The 18,356-nt window shown below is 66.4% G+C and carries 14 protein-coding genes, 1 tRNA gene and 1 pseudogene; 8 read left to right on the top strand and 8 right to left on the bottom strand.

The features are described 5' to 3' along the window. The first annotated feature begins 25 nt into the window (after positions 1-25). From STARVERO_RS19330 to STARVERO_RS19315, 4 genes are all read left to right on the top strand, one after another. Positions 26-101, top strand: a tRNA-Ala gene (locus STARVERO_RS19330). A 282-nt stretch (positions 102-383) separates the two neighbouring features. Next, a complete protein-coding gene (gnd, locus tag STARVERO_RS19325; RefSeq protein ID WP_144341402.1) occupies positions 384-1,367 on the top strand; it encodes a phosphogluconate dehydrogenase (NAD(+)-dependent, decarboxylating) in 984 nt (327 codons plus the stop codon). Positions 1,368-1,382: 15 nt separating this feature from the next. Then, positions 1,383-2,924, top strand: coding sequence for a glucose-6-phosphate dehydrogenase (zwf, locus tag STARVERO_RS19320; RefSeq protein WP_159600885.1), 1,542 nt, complete (start codon positions 1,383-1,385; stop codon positions 2,922-2,924). Further along, entirely contained in the window at positions 2,921-3,769 is an 849-nt protein-coding gene (locus STARVERO_RS19315) for a Cof-type HAD-IIB family hydrolase (RefSeq protein ID WP_159600883.1), read from the top strand. Before zwf ends, STARVERO_RS19315 begins: the two co-directional genes overlap by 4 nt. A 27-nt stretch (positions 3,770-3,796) precedes the next feature. Here STARVERO_RS19315 and STARVERO_RS19310 read toward each other — a convergent pair whose 3' ends face one another. The 6 genes from STARVERO_RS19310 to STARVERO_RS19285 all read right to left on the bottom strand — a co-directional run bounded on the left by STARVERO_RS19310 (position 3,797) and on the right by STARVERO_RS19285 (position 11,904). Then, positions 3,797-5,626 carry a monovalent cation:proton antiporter-2 (CPA2) family protein gene (locus STARVERO_RS19310; protein WP_159600881.1) on the bottom strand — a complete coding sequence of 610 codons (1,830 nt, stop codon included), beginning with the start codon at positions 5,624-5,626 and terminating at the stop codon, positions 3,797-3,799. Between the two features lie 255 nt (positions 5,627-5,881). Beyond that, positions 5,882-6,169, bottom strand: coding sequence for a formate dehydrogenase subunit delta (locus tag STARVERO_RS19305; RefSeq protein ID WP_186291810.1), 288 nt, complete (start codon positions 6,167-6,169; stop codon positions 5,882-5,884). Continuing rightward, complete coding sequence (gene fdhD, locus STARVERO_RS19300; protein WP_159600879.1) at positions 6,159-6,992, bottom strand: formate dehydrogenase accessory sulfurtransferase FdhD; 834 nt, start codon at positions 6,990-6,992, stop codon at positions 6,159-6,161. Before fdhD ends, STARVERO_RS19305 begins: the two co-directional genes overlap by 11 nt. 12 nt (positions 6,993-7,004) lie before the next feature. Then, a complete protein-coding gene (gene fdhF, locus STARVERO_RS19295) occupies positions 7,005-9,860 on the bottom strand; it encodes a formate dehydrogenase subunit alpha (protein WP_159600877.1) in 2,856 nt (951 codons plus the stop codon). A 14-nt stretch (positions 9,861-9,874) separates the two neighbouring features. Further along, on the bottom strand, positions 9,875-11,434 hold the full coding sequence (locus STARVERO_RS19290; RefSeq protein WP_159600875.1) for a formate dehydrogenase beta subunit: 1,560 nt from the start codon (positions 11,432-11,434) through the stop codon (positions 9,875-9,877). Next, the gene (locus STARVERO_RS19285; protein ID WP_159600873.1) at positions 11,431-11,904 is read right to left on the bottom strand and encodes a formate dehydrogenase subunit gamma; all 474 of its coding nucleotides are present in this window, start codon (positions 11,902-11,904) and stop codon (positions 11,431-11,433) included. Before STARVERO_RS19285 ends, STARVERO_RS19290 begins: the two co-directional genes overlap by 4 nt. A 254-nt stretch (positions 11,905-12,158) precedes the next feature. On the opposite strand from STARVERO_RS19285, the pseudogene STARVERO_RS19280 reads away from it, so the two are divergent. Together STARVERO_RS19280 and STARVERO_RS19275 are read left to right on the top strand one after the other, a co-directional pair. After that, positions 12,159-12,806, top strand: a pseudogene (locus STARVERO_RS19280) (magnesium chelatase domain-containing protein); the annotation flags it as partial. A gap of 39 nt (positions 12,807-12,845) precedes the next feature. Then, positions 12,846-14,630, top strand: a complete 1,785-nt coding sequence (locus tag STARVERO_RS19275) for a recombinase family protein (RefSeq protein ID WP_159600871.1) — start codon at positions 12,846-12,848, stop codon at positions 14,628-14,630. 17 nt (positions 14,631-14,647) lie between these two features. Here the strand turns inward: STARVERO_RS19275 and STARVERO_RS19270 are convergent, their stop codons facing one another. Both STARVERO_RS19270 and STARVERO_RS19265 read right to left on the bottom strand, forming a co-directional pair. Beyond that, complete coding sequence (locus STARVERO_RS19270; RefSeq protein ID WP_159600869.1) at positions 14,648-15,955, bottom strand: hypothetical protein; 1,308 nt, start codon at positions 15,953-15,955, stop codon at positions 14,648-14,650. 255 nt (positions 15,956-16,210) lie between these two features. Further along, a complete protein-coding gene (locus tag STARVERO_RS19265; RefSeq protein WP_159600867.1) occupies positions 16,211-16,666 on the bottom strand; it encodes a hypothetical protein in 456 nt (151 codons plus the stop codon). Positions 16,667-16,750: 84 nt separating this feature from the next. Here STARVERO_RS19265 and STARVERO_RS19260 point away from each other — a divergent pair, with 84 nt between their 5' ends. Together STARVERO_RS19260 and STARVERO_RS19255 are read left to right on the top strand one after the other, a co-directional pair. Further along, complete coding sequence (locus STARVERO_RS19260) at positions 16,751-17,251, top strand: hypothetical protein (protein ID WP_159600865.1); 501 nt, start codon at positions 16,751-16,753, stop codon at positions 17,249-17,251. A gap of 115 nt (positions 17,252-17,366) precedes the next feature. Next, a complete protein-coding gene (locus STARVERO_RS19255) occupies positions 17,367-18,005 on the top strand; it encodes a recombinase family protein (RefSeq protein ID WP_159600863.1) in 639 nt (212 codons plus the stop codon). Positions 18,006-18,356: the final 351 nt, after the last annotated feature.

Genomic DNA, 18,356 nt, shown 5'->3' with positions numbered 1-18,356 from the left:
GCCCCGCGCATCCGGCGCCCCCGGTGGGGCCATAGCTCAGTTGGGAGAGCGCTTGAATGGCATTCAAGAGGTCGGCGGTTCGATTCCGCCTGGCTCCACCAAATCTCCCCCCGATGGTCGACGCACCTGCCGATTCGCCGCCCTCGCGGCGCGGTCTCATATTCGCGTGACCTTCCGCGGCGTCGAACCGCCGCCAGCCGATCGAGACCGTGCCCGCCGGCACTCGCGGAACAGACGATCGGCTCGTCATGCGCGTCCGCCCCTTTCCAATTGTCGTATGCCCGGCATAGGCTTGCGCTAAACGTTCGACGTGGATGTGACGGCGCCGGCGCGGAGATGCGGCATCTCCGCAGGCGGCTGGCGCGCGCTCGGGAGGAGAATCAATGCAGCTTGGAATCGTCGGCCTCGGCCGTATGGGCGGAAACATCGCGCGCCGGCTCACCAAAGCTGGCCACGACTGCGTGGTCTGGGACCGCAACGAAGCCGCCGTGAAGGAGCTGGGCGCCGAGGGCAGCCGCCCTGCGGGCGACCTGGCCGACCTTGTCGCCAAGCTCGACGCCCCCCGCGCCGTCTGGGTGATGCTGCCCGCCGGCGGACCGACCGAGGGCACCATCGCCACGCTCGCCGGACTTCTGTCGCCGGGCGACGCGATCATCGACGGCGGCAACAGCTTCTACAAGGATGACATCCGCCGCGCCGCCGAGCTGGAGCCCAAGGGCATCCATTACATCGACGTCGGCACCTCCGGCGGCGTCTGGGGCCTGGAGCGCGGCTACTGCATGATGATCGGCGGCGTGAAGGAAGCGGTCGACCGGCTCGACCCGATCTTCGCCGCTCTCGCTCCCGGACGCGGCGACATTCCGCTCACCCCCAGCCGCGAGGGGCGCGATCTGCGGGTCGAGCAGGGCTACATGCATTGCGGGCCGGCTGGCTCGGGCCATTTCGTGAAGATGGTCCATAACGGCATCGAGTACGGCCTGATGCAGGCCTACGCGGAAGGCTTCGACATCCTCAAGAACAAGAAGTCCGAGGCGCTGCCGGCGAACGAGCGCTTCACGCTCGACATGGCGGACATCGCCGAGGTGTGGCGGCGCGGCAGCGTCGTCTCCTCCTGGCTGCTGGACCTCACCTCGATCGCGCTCGCCAAGGACGAGACGCTCGGCGACTATCCCGGCGAGGTCGCCGATTCCGGCGAGGGCCGCTGGACGGTGATGGCGGCGATCGAGGAGGCGGTATCGGCCGAGGTGCTCTCGGCGGCGCTCTATACCCGCTTCCGCTCGCGCCAGGACCACACCTTCAGCGAGAAGCTGCTCTCCGCCATGCGCTTCCAGTTCGGCGGCCATACCGAATTCAAGAACGGCAAGTGAGCGGCGGGCGCGTTCATGGGAAGCGAGACCGTCGTTCTCGGCCAGAAGGTGCTGGCGCCGGACACGGCGCCGGCGCCGGCCTCGACCTTCTTCATCTTCGGCGCCTCCGGCGACCTCACCAAGCGCCTGCTGCTCCCCTCGCTCTACAACCTCGCCAATGAGGGCGTGCTGGTCGACGACTTCGCCATCGTCGGCGTCGACCGTGTGGAGCAGAGCGAGGAGGACTACCGCGCCTACCTCACCGACGAGGTGGCGAACCTGCCGGGGCACCTCGACACCGAGGGCGAGACCTGGAAGTGGCTCATCAGCCGCATCGGCTATGTCGCCGGCGACTTCGAGGATCCGGCCACCTATGGGCGCATCCGCGAGCGGCTGGAGCGGCGCCGGCAGCAGACCGGCAACGCTGTCTTCTACCTCGCCGTCGCGCCGCGCTTCTTTGCCACCATCTCCGAACAGCTCGGTGCCGCCGGCCTGCTGAAGGAGGAGCCGGAGACCTTCCGCCATGTCGTGGTGGAGAAGCCCTTCGGCACCGATCTTCCCTCGGCGCGGGCGCTGAACCGCCGCCTGCTCGCCGTCGCCGACGAGCGGCAGATCTACCGGATCGACCATTTCCTCGGCAAGGAAACGGTCCAGAACATGATGGCGCTGCGCTTCGGCAACGGCATCTTCGAGCCGATCTGGAGCAAGGAATATATCGACCACGTGCAGATCACCGCCGCCGAGACGGTGACGGTGGAGCAGCGCGGGCGCTTCTACGACGCCACCGGCGCGCTGCGCGACATGGTGCCGAACCACATGTTCCAGCTCCTCGCCATGACCGCGATGGAGCCGCCGAACTCCTTCGACGCCGACGCCGTACGCACCGAAAAGACCAAGGTGATCGAGGCGATCCGCCATATGCGCCCGAACGATGCCATCGGCGCGGCGGTGCGCGGCCAGTACCGCGCCGGCTTCGTCAACGGGCAGGCGGTGCGGGACTATCGGGCGGAGAGGGACGTCGATCCCGAAAGCCGCACCGAGACCTATGTGGCGCTCAAGTGCTTCGTCGACTCGTGGCGCTGGAACGGCGTGCCCTTCTATGTCCGCACCGGCAAGGCGCTGGCCGTGCGGCGCACCGAGATCGCCATCCAGTTCAAGCGGGCGCCGGGCGTGCTGTTCCGCCACCTGCCCACCGCGCTCAAGCCCAATCTGATGGTGATCCACGTCCAGCCCGACGAGGGGGTCTCGCTGCGCTTCGCCGCCAAGGTGCCGGGCCGCAAGGTCAAGCTCTCCGAGGTGGAGATGGACTTCAAATACGCCGACTACTTCAAGGCGGCCCCAAGCACCGGCTATGAGACGCTGATCTATGACTGCCTGTGCGGCGACCCGACGCTGTTCCAGCGCGCCGATACCATCGAGGCCGGATGGGAGGCCGTCGAGCCGATCATCGAGGCGGTGTCGGGAGGCGAGGACGAGGTGCAGTTCTATTCCGCCGGCTCCAACGGCCCGGCCATGGCCGACGTGATGCTGGCGCAGGATGGCTTCCAGTGGCTGCCGCTCGAAAGGGAACGCCGATGACCGCAACCGACGCCTCGCCCGCCGCGAAGCACACGCCCTCGGGCCGCATCCGGCTCATGGTGTCGGACGTCGACGGCACGCTGGTGAACAAGGAAAAGCAGGTCACCCCTACCACGGTCGAAGCCGTGCGGCGCCTGCGCGAGGCCGGCGTCGCCTTCGCCGCCGTCTCCGCCCGCCCGCCGCGCGGCATGAGGATCCTGGTCGAGGCGTTGAAGCTCGACCTGTTCGGCGGCTTCAACGGCGGCTCCATCCAGCGTGGCGACTTCACGCCGGTGGAGCAGCACTTCGTGGCGGCGGAAGCCGCCCGCAAGGGCATCGAGATGATGGCGCCGCGCGGCGCCTATGTCTGGGTGTTCGCCGACGACGAATGGTTCATCACCGACCCCGGCAACGCCTATGTCGCCAGCGAGATCCGCACCGTGGCGTTCCAGCCCACCGTGGTGGCGGAGTTCGGCGACCACATCGCCCGCGCCGGCAAGCTGGTCTTCTCCTCGACCGATTTCGACATGCTGGCGGAAAGCGAGCCGGAGCTGCAGGCGCTGGTCGGCGCGGGCGCGACGGCGCGGCGTTCGCAGGCCAAATATCTCGACCTCACGCCCCCCGGCACCGACAAGGGCTATGCGGCGCGCGCCTTCGCCCGGCATTTCGGCGTGCCGATGGACGAGGTGGCGGTCATCGGCGACATGGCCAACGACCTGCCGATGTTCGCCGTCGCCGGCCTGCGCATCGCCATGGGCAACGCCGCGGCGGAGGTGAAGGAGCAGGCCGACTTCGTCTCGGTGAGCAATGACGAGAACGGCGTCGCCCGCGCGATCGAGCAGTTCGTGCTTCCCCGCGCCGGATAATTTGCCGGCGAATTACCCGCTACATACTCAGGACGAGAACTCGGTCTCGTGCTTGAGCACGTCCTCCGCCTCGGGATTGAGCGGACGGGCGCTGCGCTCCGGCGGCACCAGCGGCTCCGGCTCGATCGGGATCGGCCCGCGATCCTCGCCCTCGGCGAGCTGGCGGCTGAGCCGCTCTAGATCGCGCTGGCGCACATCCGTCACCGTCGCCTGCGCAGTCGCCGCGTCGATGCCGTTGGCGCGCAGCGTCGCCTCGCCGAAGCTGAGCGCGGATTCGAAGGTCTCGCGGATTTCGTAGTCGACGCCCTGCGTCCGCAGCGCCACCGAATGGTTGCGGTCATAGGCGCGCACATGCAAACGCACGCCGGGCATGTTGGCCTGCATGATCGCCACGATGCGGTCGGCGGTGTCCCGCCGGTCGACACAGATGGCGACGACCTGCGCCCGCTCCGCGCCGGCGGCCCGCAGCACGTCGAGCCGCGTGCCGTCACCGTAATAGATGCGGAAGCCGAAGCGGCCGGCGCTCTGGATCATCTCGACATCGTTGTCGATGATGGTGACTTCCAGACCCTGCGCCAGCAGGCACTGCGAAGCGATCTGGCCGAAGCGGCCGAAGCCGACCACCAGCACCGAGCCATGGGCATCGGAGAAATCCTCCTTGGGCGGATCGGCGGGGCGTCGCTCCAGCCGGCGGGCGAGGCGCTCGCCGATCAGCGCCACCGGCGGGCCGAGGAGCATGGTCATGGCCGCGCAGGCCGCCAGCATGTCGCTCTGGCGGGCATTGATCAGTCCCAGCCCGAGGGCGAGCGGAAAGAGCACAAAGGAGAATTCGCCGGCCGGGGTGAGCACCGAGGCGGAGCGCACGGCGTCTGCCCGCGTGCCGTCGGAGACGCGGAACACCGCCCACACGGAGACCGCCTTCACCACCGTCACCAGCAGCGTGCCGGCGATCAGCAGCGGCGCGTTGGCGAGCACCACGCCGAGATTCATGGACATGCCGACGCCCATGAAGAACAGCGCGATCAGCAGGCCGCGAAAGGCATCGATATTGGCTTCCAGCTCATGGCGGAAGTTCGATTCCGACAGCATGACGCCGGCGAGGAAGGCACCGAGCGCCATCGACATGCCCGTCGCCGCCATCAACGTGCCCGCCCCCAGCACGACGAGCAGGGCGGCCGCCGTCATCACCTCGCGCGCGCCCGAGCGCGCGAGGATGCGGAAGAAGGGCGTGAGCATGTAGCGCCCGATGGCGATGATCAGGATGAGCGCGCCGACGATGATGGCGACGTGCAGTGCCGATTCGGCGAAGGTGCTCTCCTCATGGGTGCCTTTGGCGAGCAGCGGCAGGAAGGCCAGCAGCGGCACCACCGCCATGTCCTGGAACAGCAGAACGCCGAAGGCCCGCTGCCCGTAGGGCAGCGAGAGCCCACGCTTTTCCTCCAGCAATTGCAACGCGATGGAGGTGGCCGAGAGCGCCAGCGCAAGGCCCGCCACCAGCGAGGCGCGCCAGTCGAAGCCGTTGCCGGCATAATGCGTCAGCACCGCGATGGCGGCGCCGCTGAAGATGAGCTGCGCCGTGCCGAGACCAAAGATGGCGCGGCGCAGCGCCAGCAGGCGGGAGAACTGGAGCTCCAGCCCGATGATGAAGAGCAGCAGCACCACGCCGATCTCGGCCACGGTGATGATGCGCTCGGGATCGTGGAAGATGCCGATGCCGGAAGGTCCGATGGCCACCCCTGCGAGGATGTAGCCGACGATCGGCGACAGACCGAGCCGCCGCGCGATGGGCACGGCGACGACGGCCGTGGCGAGGAAGACCAGCGCCCCGAGCAGCAATGCGTGTCCGTCGCTCTGCATCTGTCCCCGACCTCGGCTGGTACCGCCCGACCTCAAGCTACAGGATCGGATGCCGCTCACGCATGGCGGAAGCGTGGTCGATTCGCGACGAATCACGCCGGAGCCGGGCATTTCGGAAGAATTTTCCCGTCGGGGAAAGGCGATGACGCACATGACCTGGCGGCAGATGGCCGGCTCGCCGCGGCACCTGCCGGACGCGACAAAGCCGGCGCGCTTGCCACGCGCCGGCTTTGCGGCAGTCAGAAAGGGGGACGCTCAGTGATGGTGAGCGGTCGGCCCCGGCGGGTTCAGGGTCGGGTGCGGAGCCGGAATGGTATCGCGGCTCACGGGCGGCAAGGTCTTCAGCGCCTCGAACACCGCCGGCGTCAGGCCCTCGCCGCCCGCCGCGATGTGATCTTCCATGCGCGCGCGCATGCGCGGATCCCAGAAATCCTTGATGTGCTTGGCGACGCCCTTCACGGACTTCTCGTGGCCCTGCGGCTCGAAGAACTTGCCGATCTGGTTCGCCATGTAGACAAGGCGCTCCATCGTATTAGCCGACATGGGCGATACGCTCCTGTTCTGCCCCGCCAAGCACGATGCGATGGGGGTGGGTAAACACTTCGAAGCCGTCGTCACGGGCGATGGCCACCAGCGTGATGCCGGCGGCCTCTGCCGTGCGGACGGCGAGAGCGGTCGGCGCGGAAACCGCGACCAGCACCGGCGCGCCGAGCATGGCGGTCTTCTGCACCATCTCGATCGACACGCGGCTGGTCAGCAGCACGATGCCCGATGCCGCCGCGCGGCCCTGCCGGACGAGATGGCCGACCAGCTTGTCGAGCGCATTGTGGCGCCCGACATCCTCGCGCACCGCCACCAGCCCGGCCTCCGGCTCCCAGAAGGCGGCGGCGTGCACCGCGCGGGTTTCATGGTTGAGCAGTTGGACGGGCGGCAGCGACGCCACCGCGCGGGAGATGTCCGCCGCCGTGAAGCTCCGCCCCTCGCCCACGGCCCGCGCCGGCTTGACGGCAAGTTCCAGGCTTTCCACCCCGCACAGGCCGCAGCCCGTGGGCCCTGCGATCTGGCGGCGGCGCGCCACCTGCTCGCCGGCACGCTCTTGGTTGAGCCAGAGGCGGATCTCGACGCCTTCCTCGAACTCCAGCGTCTCGATGGATTCGACATCGGCGAGATCGCCGATGACGCCCTCGGTGAGGCTGAAGCCGTAGCCGAAATCCTCGAGGTCGCCAGGGGTCGCCATCATCACGGCATAGGTGGAGCCGTTATGGACGATGGCGACGGGCGTCTCCTCGGGGATCGCCCGCTCGCCCGCCTTCGCTCCCGAAGGAGCGACGGCAAGGCGCGCGACACGGACGACCGGCGGGATCATCGGGCCCTCCGCTCACTCCGCCGCGACGGCGATGCGACGGCTCTGGCGGGCGAAGTCGTCATAGTCCTCCTGCCACTCGGACGGGCCGTTCGAGCGGGCGATCTGCACCGCCGTGACCTTGAACTCCGGGCAGTTGGTCGCCCAGTCGGAGAAGTCGGTGGTCACGACGTTCGCCTGCGTGCCCGGGTGGTGGAAGGTGGTGTAGACAACGCCCGGCGCCACGCGGTCGGTGATCTCCGCGCGCAGCGTCGTGGAACCCGCGCGGCTGTCGATGCGCACCCAGTCGCCGTCCCGCACGCCGCGTTGCTCGGCGTCGTGCGGGTGGATCTCCAGCACGTCCTCCGGGTGCCAGGCCACGTTCTCGGTGCGGCGGGTCTGCGCGCCGACATTGTAGTGGCTGAGGATGCGGCCGGTGGTGAGCAGCAGCGGGAAGCGGGCGCCGGAGCGCTCGTCGGTCGGCACGTATTCGGTGACGACGAACTTACCCTTGCCGCGCGCGAAGCCGCCGATGTGCATGATCGGCATGCCCTCGGGGTTGGCGTCGTTGCACGGCCACTGCACCGAGCCCATCTCGTCGAGCTTCTTGAACGACACGCCGGCGAAGGTCGGGGTCAGCGCAGCGATCTCGTCCATGATCTGCGAGGGGTGGGTGTAGTTCCAGTCGAGGCCGATGGCCTGCGCCAGCATCTGGGTGACTTCCCAGTCGCCATAGCCGTTCTTCGGCGCCATCACCTTGCGCACAAGCTGGATGCGGCGCTCGGCATTGGTGAAGGTGCCGTCCTTCTCGAGGAAGGTGCAGCCCGGCAGGAAGACATGGGCGTAGTTGGCCGTCTCGTTCAGGAACAGGTCCTGCACGATGACCAGCTCCATCGCCGCGAGGCCCGAGGCAACATGCTTGGTGTCCGGGTCGGACTGGAGGATGTCCTCGCCCTGGATGTAGATCGCCTTGAAGGTGCCGTCGACGGCCGCGTCCAGCATGTTCGGGATGCGCAGGCCGGGCTCGGGATCGAGCGGGCGGCCCCACATGGCCTCGAACGTCGCGCGGGTCGCGTCGTCGGAGATGTGGCGGTAGCCCGGCAGCTCGTGCGGGAACGAACCCATGTCGCACGAGCCCTGCACGTTGTTCTGGCCGCGCAGCGGGTTCACGCCGACGCCGCGACGGCCGATATTGCCGGTCGCCATGGCGAGGTTGGCGATGGCCATGACGGTGGTGGAGCCTTGGCTGTGCTCGGTGACGCCGAGGCCGTAATAGATGGCCGCGTTGCCGCCGGTGGCGTAGAGCCGGGCGGCGCCGCGGATCAGCTCGGCCGGCACGCCGGAGAGCTTCTCGACTTCCTCGGGCGAGTGGCGCTTGTCGGCCACGAACTCCGCCCAGTCCTGGAACTCGTCCCAGTCGCAGAACTGGCGGACATAGGCCTCGTTCACCAGACCCTCGGTGACGACGACATGCGCCAGCGCGGTGACGACGGCGACGTTGGTGCCCGGCTGCAGCGGCAGGTGGAAGTCCGCCTTGATATGAGGCGAGCGCACGAGGTCGATGCGGCGGGGATCGATGACGATCAGCCTGGCACCCTGGCGCAGCCGCTTCTTCATGCGCGAGCCGAACACCGGGTGCCCGTCGGTCGGGTTGGCGCCGATGACGAGGATGACGTCGGAATCCTCGACCGAGTCGAAGTCCTGCGTGCCGGCCGAGGTGCCGAAGGCCTGGTTCAGGCCGTAGCCGGTCGGCGAGTGGCAGACGCGCGCGCAGGTGTCGACATTGTTGGTGCCGAAGCCGGCGCGGATGATCTTCTGGACGAGATAGGCTTCCTCGTTGGTGCAGCGCGAGGAGGTGATGCCGCCCACCGCCTTGCGGCCATAGGCATCCTGGATGCGCTTCAGCTCGGAAGCGGTGTGGGCGATCGCCTCCTCCCACGACACCTCCCGCCACGGGTCGGTGACCTTGGCACGGATCATCGGCTTGGTGATGCGGTCCTGATGGGTGGCGTAACCCCAGGCGAAGCGGCCCTTCACGCAGCTATGGCCGCGATTGGCCTTGCCGTCCTTCCACGGCACCATGCGCACCACTTCCTGGCCGCGCATCTCCGCCTTGAAGGTGCAGCCGACGCCGCAATAGGCGCAGGTGGTGACCACCGAGTGCTCGGGCGTGCCGATCTCGATGAGGCGCTTCTCGGACAGCGTCGCCGTCGGGCAGGCCTGCACGCAGGCGCCGCAGGAGACGCATTCGGAGGTCAGGAAGGCTTCCGACTGGCCGGGCGACACGCGGGAATCGAAGCCGCGGCCGGAAATCGTCAGCGCGAAGGTGCCCTGCACTTCCTCGCAAGCGCGCACGCAGCGATTGCAGACGATGCACTTGGCCGGGTCATAGGTGAAATAGGGGTTCGACTCGTCCTTCGGCAACACGAGCTCGGAGGTGGGGGCGAAATGGTTCGCGCCCTCCATGCCGTAACGCACCTCGCGCAGGCCGACCGCGCCGGCCATGTCCTGCAGCTCGCAGTCGCCGTTCGCCGCGCAGGTCAGGCAGTCCAGCGGGTGGTCGGAGATGTAGAGCTCCATCACGCCCTTGCGCAGCTGGGCGAGACGGGGCGTCTGGGTATGCACCTTGATGCCCGGCGCCACCGGCGTGGTGCAGGAGGCCGGCGTGCCGTTGCGACCCTCGATCTCGACGAGGCATAGGCGGCAGGAGCCGAAGGCCTCCAGGCTGTCGGTGGCGCAGAGCTTGGGGATCTGCGTCCCCATCTCCATCGCCGCGCGCATGATGGAGGTACCCTCGGGCACCGTCACTTCCATGCCGTCGATGGTGAGCGTCACCAGCGCGTCGGTCTTCGGGGCGGGCGTTCCGTAGTCGATCTCATGGACGAGGGACATGCGCAGCGTCCTCCTCATTCAGCGGCTTCGAGGCGGTGCGGCGGGGCACCGAAATCCTCGGGGAAATGGTTCATCGCGCTCAGCACCGGATAGGGGGTAAACCCGCCAAGGGCGCAGAGCGATCCAAGCTTCATGGTCTGGCAAAGGTCGGTCAGCGTCGCGAGATTGGCCTCGCGGCGCTCGCCGGCCATGATCCGGTCCATCAGTTCGACGCCGCGCGTCGAGCCGATGCGGCAGGGCGTGCACTTGCCGCAGCTCTCGACCGAGCAGAACTCCATGGCGAAACGCGCCATCTTGGCCATGTCGGCGCTCTCGTCGAACACCACGATGCCGCCATGGCCGATCAGCGCGTCCTTCGCCGCGAAAGACTCGTAGTCGAAGGGCAGGTCGAACTGCCAGGTCGGCACATAGGCGCCGAGCGGGCCGCCCACCTGCGCCGCCTTGACCGGACGACCCGAGGCGGTACCACCGCCGATGTCGTTGATCAGCTCGCCGAGCGTGATGCCGAAGGCGGTCTCGAACAGGCCGCCGAACTTCACATTGCCGGCGATCTGGATCGGCATAGTGCCGCGCGAGCGGCCCATGCCGAAATTGGCGTAGAACTCGCCGCCATCGGCCAGGATATGCGGCACGGCGGTCAGCGAGAGCACGTTGTTGATGACGGTCGGCTTCTGGAACAGGCCCTTGTGGGCCGGCAGCGGCGGCTTGGCGCGCACCGTGCCGCGCTTGCCCTCGAGACTATCGAGCAGCGCCGTCTCCTCGCCGCACACATAGGCGCCCGCGCCCATGCGCACTTCCATGTCGAAGCTGTACTGCGAGCCGGCGATGTTGACGCCGAGCATGCCGTGCGCCCGCGCCACCTCGATCGCCTTCTCCATTGCCCAGATGGCGTGGGGATATTCCGAGCGGGTGTAGACGAAGCCCTTGGTGGCGCCCACCGCGATGCCGGCGATGGTCATGCCCTCGATCAGCTCGAAGGGGTCGCCTTCCATGATCATGCGATCGGCGAAGGTGCCGGAATCGCCCTCGTCGGCATTGCAGACGATGTACTTCCGGTCCGCCTTGGCGTCGGCCACCGTCTTCCACTTGATGGCGGTCGGGAAGCCGGCGCCGCCACGGCCGCGCAGGCCGGACTTCTTGACTTCCTCGATGATCTCCGCCGGGCCGAGCTGCAGCGCGCGCTCCAGCCCGCGATAGCCGCCATGGGCGCGATAATCGGTATAGGAGGCCGGATCGATGATGCCGCAGCGCGCGAAGGTGAGGCGCGTCTGCTTGGCGAGGAAGGGATGCTCCTCCGGCTTGCCGATGCGCAGGCCGTGCGCGCCGCCGGTGAGGAAACCGGCCTCGAACAAACCCTCGACATCCCCGGCCTCGACCGGGCCGTAGCCGATCCGCCCCTCAGGGGTCACGACCTCCACCAGCGGCTCCAGCCACAGCATGCCGCGCGAGCCGTTGCGCACGATCTCGACCGGCTGCTGACGCTTGCGGGCAGCGGCCTCGATGGCCTCCACCACCTCGTCGGCACCGCAGCCGATGGCGCAGGCGTCCTTGGGAACGTAGATGCGAATGGTCACGACTGCGCCTCCGCGATCAGCGCGTCGAGGCGACGCTCGTTGAGACGAGCCACGATCTTGCCGTCCAGCATGGCGGAAGGCGCAGTGGCGCACAGGCCGAGGCAGTAGATCGGCTCGACGGTGACACGGCCATCCGCCGTCGTCTCGCCGAGCTTGCAGCCGAGCCGGTGCTCGGCGTGATCGGCCAGCGCATCGCCGCCCGCCGCCTGGCACGCCTCGGCGCGGCACAGCTTCAATACATGGCGGCCGGCCGGCTCGTGGCGGAAATCATGGTAGAAGGTCACGACGCCATGCACTTCGGCGCGGGAGATGTTCAGCATCTCGGCCAGCATCGGCACGACCGCGTCCGGCACATGGCCGAAGGTTTCTTGCACCGCATGGAGCATGGGCATGAGAGGGCCTTCGAGGTGAGAGAATTCCTCGATCACCGCGCGGGCGCGCTCGTCGCTCCAGGGTTCGTAATGCGGCATTTTCTCCCGGGCCTTCTTTTGGATTTTTCCAAACGAAAGGATCGTATGCGGCGAAACCGAAATCAATTCAGGTGTTCCGTGCCTTGATAGAATTCTTCTATCGTCAATGAGCCGCTGAGTCGCACATGTGGAAATGAGGCTGCCGCTGCGGCATGCCCCGAATTTGTTCTTCAAATGTTCTTGACGTATGGCGGTAGTCCGCTACGTTCCTCATGGCGGAAGCGGATTTCGCCGGGGCGAAACGGGGGCGCGGCATGGTCCAGCGCGTGGCGACGGTGGCGTTCGAGGGCGTCGAGGCGCGCCCCGTCGACGTTCAGGTGCAGGTAAGCCCCGGGCTGCCGGCCTTCAATCTGGTCGGCCTGGCCGACAAGGCCGTCACCGAGGCCAAGGAGCGGGTCCGCGCCGCGCTCATCGCCTCTGGGCTCGCGCTGCCCGCCAAGCGCATCACCGTCAATCTCGCGCCCGCCGACCTGCCGAAGGAAGGCAGCCATTACGACCTGCCCATCGCGCTCGGCCTGATGGCCGCCATCGGGGCGCTGCCCTCCGACGCGCTGGACGGTTTCACCGTGGTGGGCGAACTCGCGCTCGACGGGCGGCTGGCCCCGGTCGCCGGGGTGCTGCCGGCGGCCATGGGCGCCAATGCGCGCGGCCACGGGCTCATCTGCCCCGCCGCCTGCGGCCCGGAAGCCGCCTGGGCGAGCCCGGACATGGCGGTTCTCGCGCCGCTCTCGCTGATCCAGATCGTCAATCACTTCGCTGGACGGCAGATGCTCGGCCGGCCGGAGCCCCGGCTCGAGCATGGTGGCGGAACGCTGCCCGATCTCGCCGAGGTGAAGGGACAGGAGGTCGCGAAGCGGGCGCTGGAGATCGCCGCCGCCGGCCGGCACAATCTTCTAACATTGTAGCTTGTATACCCGGAAATTCACGGGTACCGAACTGTCATGAATCAGCCCAAAGCCTACAGCTACGTCCGTTTCTCGACGCCGGAACAAGGGAAGGGCGATAGCTACCGCCGCCAAACTGAATCGAGCAGAACATTTGCCCTTGGGCGGGGGCTGGAGCTTGATGAGACACTCACATTTCAAGACCTTGGCGTTTCTGCCTATCGGGGCCGTAACGCCGTTGAAGGTGCGTTGGGGTCGTTCATCGACGCGGTTGACAGCGGCCGGATAGCGCGCGGGTCGTTTTTGCTCGTCGAAAGTCTTGACCGTCTTAGCCGAGATACGGTCACGCGCGCGTTCTCGCAGCTCACGGCGCTCCTCGGTAAAGGCATCCACATCGCTACGCTTCAGGATGGGAGGGTGTTCACCAGCGACTCTCTCGACCAAAATTTTGGCGAACTCCTAGTCTCGCTCTCGGTCATGTACCGCGCCCACGAGGAGAGCCTTACGAAAGGGAAGCGGGTAAGTGCCGCTTGGTCCAACAAACGTGAGCGCGCGCGAGTTGAGGGGCACAAGCTCACGGCCACGTGCCCGGCATGGCTGAAGCTCAATCCGCAGAGAACCAACTTCGAGGTAATCCCTGAGCGCGTGCGTATCGTACAGCGCGTGTTTGAACTGACGCTGGATGGAGTGGGCAAGGGGCGTGTCGCAGCCATTCTCAATTCGGAGGGCATCCCGACTTTCAGAAAATCGCAGGGCTGGCATCCGTCCTACATACAGAAGCTACTCGACAGCGAAGCCGTCATCGGCACCTATCAGCCCATGAGGCTCGACCGGACGGGCGGTAGATCGGTGAGGCTGGCGGATGGAGACAGCATCCGCGACTATTTTCCTGCCATCATTGACGAAGAAGCGTTCCTAAAGGCGCGCCAAGTTCGCACCACGAGGCGCGTAGGCGGGGGCAGGAAGGGGCGCGCCTTCTCGAACCTGCTCAGCGGCATAGCACGCTGCGGCGTGTGTGGCGGTCCTATGCACTACGTCGCAAAAAAGGAGCGCGAGCTTTACCTGAAGTGCTCCAACGCGCGCCGCAGCGCCGCTAATTGCCACTCACCCTCATGGCAGTACCGCGCCACTGAGGCATTCGTCCTGCTTTCCCTGCGAGAGGTCGACTACCGGGACCTGTTTCCCTCAATTACGGCCAAGGCAGGCGAATTGATCCGGCAATCTGAGAACGAGCTGCTCCTTAAGGAGTCCGCTCACCGCCGCGCTCAGTCGAGCCTAGAGGCCGTCATAAGACTGCTGATCGAACGCCCCGATAGCGGGGCCTTGAAATCCAAGCTGGACGAGCTTGAAGGCGAAATAGCCAAGCTGGCCGAGGCCATAAGGCAGACCGGCGCGACACTAGAAACAGAACGCGCGCGGTTGGCCGGCCTTGGGCGAGATCAAGGGCAGCTTGAGGAGGCGCTAGCGGTCCTCGCGCGCGCCCATCGCGAGCAATCGCCTCAGGACCTATTCCTAGTTCGCAGCCGGCTCAATCAGGCGCTCAAGAAGGTCGTCAGGGCCATTTCGTTTTTCCCCGCCACGACCGGTCAGGAGTTGTTCGGTGACGCCCTATTCGGGCGGATCGTCCTCACGTTCCATGGAGCTGATGCGTATAGCCGGGAGATTTGGGTCATCCTGAAGCAGCGTGAGGCCTACGGCTTCAAATCGGTCGAGGGCAAACGCTCTGAACAAACAGCCATGCGGGTCGGTGGAAATCAGACCGCAACCCGTGACAAGAAGGCGAAGCAGCCGGAGGCGGACGCCCCTGTCGGAAACGCGGCTGTCCTTACGGGTCCAGTATAGGGAGTGAAGGTTCTTACCTAGAGAGCCGAGGCCCTGACCGGGATGGTGGTGCCGGCGATTGTCTCCCCGGCCGCCAACATGATCCGAGCCACCTCATTCATTCTGGATGCTGGAGCGAGGAGACCATCATGGATGCCAAGACCGACAATTCCCCGCGCCGCCATCTCCATCAGCACAGCCACCAACACCTCGCTCTCCGTGTGCATGAGCTTTAGCCCGATGCCTGAGCCGAGACATGGAGCGAGAGCCGGGTGACGCGCGAGGATGGCGGCTTTTGTCCGTTTCACGGTCCAGCCCGTGGGCAGTGCCTCACTCGACTCCACATCGTCGTAGCCTTCAACCAGCGACGCGGGCCAGGAATTCCGCCTGTGGCTGTCGTTCAGAAGGACATTGAATGCCGTCTTCACCGCCGCTCGGTGCCCCTCCAGCCCCGCAAGGGCGTACATATCGCCATCGGGAGGCGTCGCTCCTACGTGAGCATAGGCCAGCCTCACCGCCATTTGCCCATAGTCGAGTTCCGCCACGGGCTCCCCGCCGATGCGGATGCCGCCGCGCCGGGCAGAGGGGAGGTTTTGCCAGAACCCACCGAATAGACGCCCTCCCCGGTCAAATGCCTGCCCCTCCGACAAGGCAGTGACGAAGTGCCTGCGCATCGAGCGGTCGTGCACGTCCACTGGGCCGGCTCCATCGTCTACGAAGGTGATGTCTGCGGATGACAGGGAGGAGTTCAGATGCTCCATGGTGTGGCGCATGGCGACCGTCTCGGGGGTATCGGCATAGTCGACAAGCTCGCGCGCGACAGCGGCCGCCCCCGGTCCAAGGCGCCCTTTCCGCGTGAGGATGATGGTCTCCTCTCCCGCGACACGCCCAAAGTCTCCAGCCCCGAGGCGCGCGCCCTCCACCCGCTCGCGGAAGGTCTTCGCAGGCGACACAGCCCACGCCTCGCGCCACGACACCGGACGATGCCACTCCACCAACCCCAACTCCGCCATGCTCCCCAGCAAGTCCCTGAGGGGCTTTCCCAGCGCCTTGTTGTCGTACCGGGTGGCACCCTTGGCGCCATTACCGGTGAGGATGGCGAGCCGGCCAGTCTCACTCGGCATCAGCCCCTCATGGGCGAGGTTGCTCACGACCACCTCCATAGCCACCTCGAAGTGCCGCTGATCGACCGCCTTCCGCGCTCGTTTGCGGGCACCCTTGGCTCGCTCCAACGCCTCAACCTCAGCGGTGATGTCCGTGACCAACTTGCGGAGGGCCGGGCCTCTCGCGCCGCGCCAGTCGTCAAACCAGCGGTGCCGTTCCGGGGCTTGGGAATGCTTGCTCATGGGGACTCTTTGCGGCACCGGGAGTCCGCGTTCAAGGGGCGTTTCGGGGGTCGTGAAGGGGTTCGCAAAGGGGATAGACGCCCCCTCACACGACCACACCGAGTTATCCACAGGAGCCCGCTTCGGGGCTCGCGGAGGTCGGCATGATGCGCGTGTGAAGGGGGCGCCTGAGCGCGGCGGGGAGCCCCCTGAGGCCGCTCAGGGCTTCCTATAGTGGGGGCTTAGCTATTCCCGTTTGGGAATAGGATGACCGCCTCAGTCCTCCCAAGGCAGCCCTTCAGCCGACACTTCAGGGGCTGCTTCGGGCACCGCCTTGGGCTTCCGCTTCGGGGCACCATTCTCCATCACGTCCGCCATCCACGGGCCGAAGGTCTTCACCTTCTTCGCGGCGGCGCCTGCCACCAGCTCATCCAGCCCGACGCGATTGAGGAAGGTTGCCTTGGAGAAGGTCGGCTCCGGGCGCCCCTCGGTGGTGTCGAAGTCCCCGCGAGTGAGCGTGATGCGGTTCGTATCGGAGACCTTGAGGCCGTTGAGGATGGGCCGGGCGCCGTGCGGCGGCTTAGGTATGTAGCCGATGGCAAGGAGGACATCGTGCGCCATCAGCATGCGGCCATGGGCGGGGTGTCGGGTGGCCCGGATGGTCTTCCCCTCGAAGCGCAAGGTGGCGAGGATGGGCGACTTAGGGGCGTGCGTGGGGGTGGCATCGGTCATGATGCGGTAGACTCCATTTTGCGTTGGATTCAGATCAGGCTTCGGTTTGGTGCTCGACGGGCTAGGAAAGGGCAGTCAGCGGCTATGACAACGAACCCGTACAGCGCCAACATCCCGGACGGTCTGAAGATTTCAATTGCCGATGCCCTCACCCTCCACGGACACCTAGAAAACCAGCTTGTGGAACTGATTTGGCTGGTTAAGGGCGAGCGGGGTGAGCAGAGACGCAGAACCGCTAAAAAGCATGCCGCCGACCACTGCAAAGAGTTGCAGGGCCAACTTGAAGCACTTGGGTGGAATGTACCAAGCCGGTTATGGGACGACCTTAAGGAACTGCGAGACGAGCGCAATCTCATCGGCCACGGCGCATGGGGCATGGTGTCCGGTCGGCCGACGGTTGTATGGCGAAGCCGAAATATCGGTACTGAAACAACGGTGGAGGGTGAACATTTCAGTGATGCACGCTTCCAGAAGTTCAAGCTGAAGGCGCTGCGGACATTATCGAACCTAATGGGGCTGAGAGACGCCCTCCGAGCCAATGCGAATGGCTTCCAGTGGCGGGCGGCATGGCAACCCGACCCCTGAGGTATGCCCCAGCGGACACCCCAAAAGACACCGGAAAGAGCGTACGCTAGGGTTGACTTAGGTCCTGCGTACATATTATCTGCGGACATCACCCCTGCCGACACCGGAGAGGCCGATGTCCACCATCCTCTACGCCCGCGTCTCGACTGCCGACCAAACCCTCAGCCACCAGCGAACGCACGCCGAAGCGGCCGGCTATGCCTTCGACATGGTGATTGCCGATGAGGGCGTGTCGGGCGTCTCCGTGCCCCTCAGGGAGCGCCCTGAAGGCCGCCGACTGTTCGACGTGCTGCGCTCCGGGGACACCCTCGTGGTCCGCTGGGTGGACCGCCTCGGGCGCAACTACGCCGATGTCACCGAGACCATCCGCGAGTTCATGCGCCGGGGCGTGGTGGTGAAGACCATTATCAACGCGATGACCTTCGACGGGGCCACCAAGGACCCCGTGCAGATGGCCGTGAGAGACGCCCTGATAGGCTTCATGGCGGCCACCGCTCAGGCGCAGGCAGAGGCAACCAAGGAGGCGCAGAAGGCTGGGATAGCCCACGCCAAGGCCACAGAGGGGACAACCAAGTACAAGGGGCGGAAGCCGACCTTCAGCCGAGAGCAGTTCACCCGTGTGCGGGAGATGCTGGCGGAAGGGGTGGGCGCGAGCGACGTGTCCAAGCACACCGGCCTCACCCGGCAGACAGTCTACCGGATCAAGGATGACCCGGCCGGACAGGCGAAGGCACTGGAGGCGTGGGGTCTCTGAGGATGGGATTGAGGGTGGGGTTGATGGTGGTGGTCATCTCCAAGAACCCGCCTCGGTGCTCTCTAGGTAGGAACCTTCACTCCCTATACAGGACCCGTAAGCCCTCGCTCGGGAGCACTTCAGAGGCCGCGAACAGGCTCTCTATGGGAATGACCCTGCTCCATCTATAAGAGGCATAACTTCCAGCTCTCTATCAATGGGTTAGCCGGATCGTCCGTTTCGGGCTCGTTCATGCGCGCCTGATGGTGGCCTCGCGGTTTGCTGAGGTACATTACCCGCGCCCACAACACGGCCGGGAACGAACCGCACCGGGGCGCCTCAATCGCAACGCATTGACGCGGTAGTCATCCG

It is taken from the genome of Starkeya nomas (assembly GCF_902703545.1).
GTDB classification, from domain to species: domain Bacteria; phylum Pseudomonadota; class Alphaproteobacteria; order Rhizobiales; family Xanthobacteraceae; genus Ancylobacter; species Ancylobacter moscoviensis.
Note: the sequence above shows the minus strand (reverse complement) of the source record. Positions and strands in the feature narration are given on the sequence as shown.

Bases quoted from the DNA above. Each gene is read 5' to 3' on its own strand.
- gnd (WP_144341402.1), top strand. From the start codon at position 384: ATGCAGCTTGGAATCGTCGGCCTCGGCCGTATGGGCGGAAACATCGCG.
- STARVERO_RS19315 (WP_159600883.1), top strand. From the start codon at position 2,921: ATGACCGCAACCGACGCCTCGCCCGCCGCGAAGCACACGCCCTCGGGC.
- STARVERO_RS19270 (WP_159600869.1), bottom strand. From the start codon at position 15,955: ATGAGCAAGCATTCCCAAGCCCCGGAACGGCACCGCTGGTTTGACGAC.
- STARVERO_RS19260 (WP_159600865.1), top strand. From the start codon at position 16,751: ATGACAACGAACCCGTACAGCGCCAACATCCCGGACGGTCTGAAGATT.
- STARVERO_RS19275 (WP_159600871.1), top strand. From the start codon at position 12,846: ATGAATCAGCCCAAAGCCTACAGCTACGTCCGTTTCTCGACGCCGGAA.
- STARVERO_RS19285 (WP_159600873.1), bottom strand. From the start codon at position 11,904: ATGCCGCATTACGAACCCTGGAGCGACGAGCGCGCCCGCGCGGTGATC.
- STARVERO_RS19310 (WP_159600881.1), bottom strand. From the start codon at position 5,626: ATGCAGAGCGACGGACACGCATTGCTGCTCGGGGCGCTGGTCTTCCTC.
- fdhD (WP_159600879.1), bottom strand. From the start codon at position 6,992: ATGATCCCGCCGGTCGTCCGTGTCGCGCGCCTTGCCGTCGCTCCTTCG.
- STARVERO_RS19305 (WP_186291810.1), bottom strand. From the start codon at position 6,169: ATGTCGGCTAATACGATGGAGCGCCTTGTCTACATGGCGAACCAGATC.
- STARVERO_RS19265 (WP_159600867.1), bottom strand. From the start codon at position 16,666: ATGACCGATGCCACCCCCACGCACGCCCCTAAGTCGCCCATCCTCGCC.
- STARVERO_RS19255 (WP_159600863.1), top strand. From the start codon at position 17,367: ATGTCCACCATCCTCTACGCCCGCGTCTCGACTGCCGACCAAACCCTC.
- zwf (WP_159600885.1), top strand. From the start codon at position 1,383: ATGGGAAGCGAGACCGTCGTTCTCGGCCAGAAGGTGCTGGCGCCGGAC.
- fdhF (WP_159600877.1), bottom strand. From the start codon at position 9,860: ATGTCCCTCGTCCATGAGATCGACTACGGAACGCCCGCCCCGAAGACC.